Below are 6216 nucleotides of genomic sequence, written 5' to 3'. Positions count from 1 at the left end.
AGGGTCCGCACCCTTTCGGATGCGGACCCTCGTCCGACTGGTAGCGGGGACAGGATTTGAACCTGCGACCTCTGGGTTATGAGCCCAGCGAGCTACCGAACTGCTCCACCCCGCGCCGTGGTCCCCTTCCGGGGGCCTCCCGCCTCGGGTTTCCCCTTGGCGACAGATGAAACATTACCACAGCGCGGGGTGGTCACCTCACGCGAACGTCGGCGTCACTCGTCCGACGGCGTGTCACCGGAGTCACCGGAGTCCTCGTCGGACCCCTCCGGACGCAGCGCCTCGTCGAGCTGGCGGCTCAGTTCCTTGATCCGGTCCTGTGCCTCACCGAAGCCGGCCCAGTCACCCTCCGCGAAGGCCTGCTCGGCCTCCTCGATGGCGTCCGAGAGATCGGCGGCGAGTTCGGCCGGGGACTCCGAGCCGTCGGTGTCGCCCTCGTCCTGCCCGGCGTCCGGATCATCCGGGTCCGGCGGCGGAGTCGACTCCACCTCGTCGCCGGACTCGGTGACGCCGAACAGCACGTCCAGCGCCTCGCCCAGCGTCGGTTCGAACGCCAGCTCGTCGCCGTAGGAGGCGAGCACCATCTGCATACGCGGATAGTTGGCGCCCGCACCGCGGACGTAGAGCGGCTCGACGTAGAGCAGGTCGTCCTCGCCCAGGGGGATCGTCAGCAGGTTGCCGTAGTCCACCTGGGAGTCGCCCCGCGTCAGCAGGTTGATCTGCTGGGCGATGTCCGGCTCGGCGTTCCATCTGGACTGCACCTGTTGCGGACCAGGCGTGGTCGTGTTGTTGGGCAGCGTCAGGATGCGCATCCTGCCGTAGTCGTCGCTTCTCGCGTCCGCCTCGACCGCCATGTACGCGGCGAGCGTCTCACGGTCGCGCGGGTTGAACGTGGTGGTCAGCGAGAAGCTCCGCTGGTCCTGGTCCGGCATCCGGATGGACAGGTAGTACGAGGGCACCACGGTGCCCGCGGACTCGCCCGGCATCTGGGGCACGACCCAGCGCTCACCGCCCGCGAAGAACAGGCTCGCGCTGTCGACGTGGTACCGCTGGAGCAGGTCGCGCTGGACGTTGAAGAGGTCCTGCGGGTACCGGAGGTGGGCCAGCAGCTCGTCGCTGATCTCGTCCTTCGGTGTGACCGTGCCCGGGAACGCCTTCTTCCAGGTCTGGAGGACGGGCTCGTCCTCCTCCCACTCGTAGAGGACGACCTCACCGCTGTACGCGTCCACCGTCGCCTTGACGGAGTTGCGCATGTAGTTGATCTGGTTCTGCTGTGCCAGCACCTGCCGCTGGGCGTCGGTGAGCGCCGTCTCCGTCGCCTGGTCCAGGACCGTGCGGGAGGAGTACGGGTAGCCGTTGGAGGTGGTGTAGGCGTCCACGATCCACAGCACCCGGCCGTCGACGACCGCCGGGTAGGGGTCGCCGTCGAGCGAGAGCCACGGGGCGACGGCCTCGACACGCTCCTGCGGGGTGCGCTTGTAGAGGATCTTGGAACCCTCGCCGATGGCACCGGAGTAGAGGATCTGCGGCTCACCCATGGTGAGGGCGTAGGCGGCGCGGCGGAAGTAGTTGTTCAGCCCGACACCACCCTCGCCGGTGTAGCTGTAGTCCTGCTCCTCGCTGGAGCTGGCGGGCGCCTCCTCGGCGGGCTCCTCCGACTCGGCCGGCTCCTCGCCCTCGGCCGCGTCGCCCTCGGCGGCGTCACCGTCGGCGGCCTCGTCGGCGGCCTCCTCGTCCGTGCCGCTGTCACCGCGGATGTAGTCGAGCTCGGGCTGCGGTCCGCCGACGATCGACCAGTGGTTGGTCGCCTCGCCGAAGTAGATCCGCGGCTCGTACTCGCCCAGGTCACCGACGGGCGGGAGCTCCTTCTCGGTGAAGGAGGGGGTGCCGTTGCCGAGGATCTCGTCGCCCTTGGCCGCGACGACGCCGAATCCGTGGGTGTAGCGGAAGTGGTCGTTGATCCAGTTCCGGTCGGGCAGGCGCTCGATGTTGATCTCACGCACACCGATGACGGTGTCCTGGTCGCCCTGGCCGTCGGCCGACGGGTAGCGGTCCACGTCCAGCGTGCTGGCGAACTGGTAGTAGCCGCGGATCTGCTGGAGCTGCTGGAACGCCGGGGAGATCACGTTCGGGTCGACCAGGCGGATCGAGGCGGCCTCGCTGACGCTGTTGCGCAGCTCCTGCCGGTTCTCGTCGGTGACCGCCGCGGCCTCCTGGCGTCCGAAGGACTCCTTCTCGGCGTTGTCGATGCCGTAGGCCTCCTTGGTCGCCGCGAGGTGCTTCTCGATGTACGGCGTCTCCACGGCCTGCTGGTTCGGGCGCACCTGGAACTGCTGCACCAGCGCCGGGTAGACCCCGCCGATCAGGATGGCGGAGAGGACCATCAGGCCGAGGCCGATGACCGGGAGCTGCCACATCCGCCGCCACAGGGTGGCGAAGAACAGCACCGCGCAGATGATCGCAATGATGGTGAGGATGGTCTTCGCCGGCAGGTAGGCGTTGGCGTCCACGTACCGCAGACCCGTCCAGCCGTCCGCGTTGCGGAAGTCGCTGCTCTTGAGGGCGAGTCCGTACCGGTCGAACCAGTAGGCGACGGCCTTCAGGGAGACGAACAGGCCGAGCAGCACCGAGAGGTGGCCGGTGGCGCCGCCGGTGATCCGGTTGCCCGGGCTGGACGCCTTGATGCCGCCGTACAGGTAGTGCGTCACCGCCGCCGCGATCAGCGAGACGACGACCAGCGCGAAGCCGATGCCCAGCAGGAAGCGGTAGAACGGCAGGTCGAAGGCGAAGAAGGAGACGTCACGCCCGAACTGGGCGTCGGTCACGCCGAAGGACGTGCCGTTGACCCAGGTCAGCCAGGTACGCCACTGACCGGCCGCGGAACCGCCGGCGACCAGGCCGACCAGCACCGAGACGGCGATCAGCACCCACTTCTTGTAGGGTGCGATGCTCATCCGGTAGCGGTCGAGGTTCTGCTGCTCCGGCGACATCCCGCTCAGCGGCGGACGCATCCGGTGAGCCAGCCAGATGTTGAACCCGACCGCGACCGCCATGAGCACGGCGAACACGGCGAAGAGCCCGATCCGGGTGAACAGCTGCGTGGTGAAGACCCGCGTGTAGTCAACGGACTGGTACCACAGCAGGTCCGTCCAGAACCCGGCGAACATTGCGAAGAGAATGGCCAGGCCGGCCAGGATGGCCGCGGTGATCAACAGCGTCTTGGCGCCCCTTGACGGACGCCCGACCGTGAACCGCGGTACTCCTGACCCGCCCGGCCCTCCGGGGCCACGTGGGCCTCTGGGCCCGTTCGGACCTTTGGGGCCGCCCGAGCCCCGGTCCGGCATCTGGAAAGCCAAGGTGCGCACCTCTGAGATTCGCAGCGGATGAATCTGGGCTAGGGGGAAGCCCACCCTAGTAACTTACTCAAGCTTTACTCAGTTCCCGTTCCCGGGGTGGGTCACGGCACGATATAGACATGGACAACACCCACTCCGCCCCGTCCGGGGCAGGTCAGATGGCCACCGCACCGCTCACCCGCGCCGTGCTGGAGATCGACGGCTACGTCTCCGGTCTCGGCTGGGACAAGCCCGCCCGTCTCTTCGCCCTCGTCGACACCGCCCGTCTCCGCTCCGAGGAGCCCACCCTCGCCGACCGTCTCGGCCTCGACCCCGCCCAGGAGGAGCCGATCGGCGGCTCGCTGACACCGGTGGAGCAGGAGGAACTGCCGCCGGACGCCCCGCTCGACGAGTTCCTGGGCACCATCGCCTGGCCCGACGCGGTCGTCGGCTGCGCGCTGACGGTCGAGCGGCTGATGCTCTCGCCCGACGCCGAGGCCGCCGTCCCCGACGAGCTGCGCGAGGAGGAGAACATCGACGCGCTCACCAAGTGGGTCGCGGAGCACCCCGAACGCCAGGAGGTCCGCATGACCGTGGGCGTGCTGCGCGGTGGCGAGCGGGAGGCCGCGGTGCGGCTGCGCGCCAAGGACGAGGACACCGAGGTCCTCACCGGACGCGACCTGGTGCCCGGGCTGGCCGACGCGCTGGCCTCGACGTTCGAGTCCTGAGAGCCGCACCGCCGCCCTGCGGCGGACGACGGGGCCCGGCGCGGGACCGGCGGCCCTGCCGGTCAGTCCTCGCAGGTGGTGAGTTCGCCCGGTTCGTCGGCGCGGATGTGCTCCAGCGCGGTGAGGGCGTCGTCCAGGGTGCCGACGGCCACCAGGGTGAGGTCGTCGGGGGCACTGCCCCGCAGCGAGCGGCAGTTGGCCTCGGGCGTCAGGAAGTACTCGGCGCCCTGGTCCCGGGCGGCGATCGTCTTCATCACTACGCCGCCGATCGGCCCGACCCGGCCGTCCTCGGCGATGGTGCCGGTCCCCGCGACGAAGGTGCCGCCGGTCAGTTCCTCGGGGGTGAGCTTGTCGATGATGCCGAGCGAGAACATCAGGCCCGCGCTGGGCCCGCCCACATCGGCCAACTCGATGTCGATCTCGAACGGGAAGACGTAGGCGGTTCCGGCCTGGATGCCGACGATCGCCCGGCCGTCGTCCTCGGCGGCGGCGGTGGTGACGGTCACGTCGACCACCTCGTCGTCGGCGTCGGCTTCCGCCGCGTCGTCGGTGTCGCTCGCGGCTGCGGCCCCGGCGTCGTCCTCGGTGTCCCGCTCCACGGGGCGGCGCACGGTGAACACCACCTTCTCGTCCGCCTCGTGGCGTGTGACGACCTCCGCCACCCGGGCGGGCTCGTCGATCGGCTCGCCGTCCACCTCCAGGATCACGTCCCCCGCGCGCAGCTCTCCCTCGGCGGGGCCGCCGCGGACGACCGAGTCGACGATGGTCTCGCTCTCCAGCTCGTACCCGAGCTCACGCAACGCGACGGCCTTGGCGCTCTCCTGGGAGCGGCTGAACTCCTCCGCGTTCTCCTGGTCGACCTCGTCGGCGGTCCGGTCGTCCGGGTAGAGCGTCTCGTAGGGCACGACCCCGGCCCGCGGCGAGAGCCAGCCCCGCATCGCGTCGGCGATCGACATCCGGTAGTTGACGCCGGTCACCCGCACCGTCGTCATGTTGAGATGACCGGTGGTCTCGTAGGTCTCGGTGCCCTTGATGTCGAGCACCGGCACCCCGTTGTGCTCACCGAGCGTGTTGACGGTCGGCCCCGGGGACATCTGCGCGTACGGGACCTTCACCAGCAGTGCGGCGAACAGCAGCCCGAGGAGCAGCAGTCCCGACGTCAGCAGGGTGGCGATGCGGCGTGGCATGGATCGACAGTACGGGATGACCCCGTCACCCGTCCGCCGGGGCGGGCGAGGTCAGCGGGGCGGGCGCCGGCGCGGACGGGCGCCGCTCCCCGCTCCGGGCCGGACGCTCCATCGCGGCGCGGAACGCCTCGTGTCCGCGGACTCCCGAGGCGTCGCGTCCGCCACCGACCCCCGAGCGCCTGCGGCTTGCCCAGGAGCCCCACAGCGCTGCCACCAGAGATGCGATCAACGGGATGAACAACCAGACCAACGCCGCCATGAGTACCTCCCACCTAGGCGATCCCAGAAGCAGTTCGCTGTGCTGCCGGAAGACCAACGCTGGTCCGGCGGCAGGTGTCGCGCAACCGCTCCTCGCCCCCGGTCGGGTCGGCGTGGGCCGGCGGCGGTGAAGCGCACCGGCGGGTTCACGGCAACTCGCAGGCGCCCACCCACTCGCGCGTCCCGTCGGCGAACGCCTGGTGCTTCCAGATCGGGACGTCCCGCTTGAGGTCGTCAATCAGCCTGCGGCAGGCGGCGAATGCCTCCTCGCGGTGCGGGCAGGCCACCGCGACGACGACCGCGACATCCCCGACGGAGAGTTCACCCACCCGGTGGACGGCGGCCAGCGCCCGGACCGGGAAGTCGGCCACCACGCCCTCGGCGACCTCCCTGAGACGGGTGATCGCGGCGGGGTGCGCCTCGTACGCCAATGAGGTGACGGCCGCCCCGTCGGCGTGTCCGTCGTGGTCCCGGACGGTTCCGACGAACAGCGCGGTGCCGCCGGCCCCGGCGTGGGGCACGGCGGCGAACACCTCGTCCAGGGAGAGCGGGGTGTCCCGCACGGCCAGCAGGCGGATGGGCTCCTCTGTGCTCATGTCCCCCATGCTCCCCCAACGACTCCATGGACCGGCACGCCGCCCCACGCGCCGCCGGGGGCGGCGGCCTGCCGCCGGGTCAGCGGCGGCGGCGCCGGGCGCGCCGGACGAG

At 70.4% G+C, this 6216-nt stretch carries 4 protein-coding genes and 1 tRNA gene; 1 reads left to right on the top strand and 4 read right to left on the bottom strand.

Annotation, left to right across the window (positions count from 1 at the left end; genetic code table 11):
* Positions 1 to 38: 38 nt before the first annotated feature.
* Positions 39 to 115 (bottom strand) — tRNA-Met (locus tag HCJ92_RS21130).
* Positions 116 to 215: 100 nt separating this feature from the next.
* Positions 216 to 3209, bottom strand: a complete 2994-nt coding sequence (locus HCJ92_RS21125) for a UPF0182 family membrane protein (protein WP_420824753.1) — start codon at positions 3207 to 3209, stop codon at positions 216 to 218.
* A gap of 305 nt (positions 3210 to 3514) precedes the next feature.
* Between HCJ92_RS21125 and HCJ92_RS21120 the strand changes: the two genes are divergently transcribed.
* A complete protein-coding gene (locus HCJ92_RS21120; RefSeq protein WP_167935205.1) occupies positions 3515 to 4063 on the top strand; it encodes a PPA1309 family protein in 549 nt (182 codons plus the stop codon).
* A 62-nt stretch (positions 4064 to 4125) separates the two neighbouring features.
* Here the strand turns inward: HCJ92_RS21120 and HCJ92_RS21115 are convergent, their stop codons facing one another.
* Together HCJ92_RS21115 and HCJ92_RS21110 are read right to left on the bottom strand one after the other, a co-directional pair.
* A complete protein-coding gene (locus HCJ92_RS21115) occupies positions 4126 to 5250 on the bottom strand; it encodes a YlbL family protein (protein WP_167935203.1) in 1125 nt (374 codons plus the stop codon).
* Positions 5251 to 5654: 404 nt separating this feature from the next.
* Complete coding sequence (locus tag HCJ92_RS21110; protein ID WP_167935202.1) at positions 5655 to 6113, bottom strand: molybdenum cofactor biosynthesis protein MoaE; 459 nt, start codon at positions 6111 to 6113, stop codon at positions 5655 to 5657.
* Positions 6114 to 6216: the final 103 nt, after the last annotated feature.

Source organism: Streptomyces spiramenti (assembly GCF_012034385.1).
Lineage (GTDB): Bacteria > Actinomycetota > Actinomycetes > Streptomycetales > Streptomycetaceae > Streptomyces > Streptomyces spiramenti.
This window is presented reverse-complemented; position numbering and strand designations above follow the sequence as displayed.

Excerpts from the sequence above, each read along its gene's own strand:
- HCJ92_RS21120 (WP_167935205.1), top strand. The coding sequence starts at position 3,515 with ATGGCCACCGCACCGCTCACCCGCGCCGTGCTGGAGATCGACGGCTAC.
- HCJ92_RS21115 (WP_167935203.1), bottom strand. The coding sequence starts at position 5,250 with ATGCCACGCCGCATCGCCACCCTGCTGACGTCGGGACTGCTGCTCCTC.
- HCJ92_RS21110 (WP_167935202.1), bottom strand. The coding sequence starts at position 6,113 with ATGGGGGACATGAGCACAGAGGAGCCCATCCGCCTGCTGGCCGTGCGG.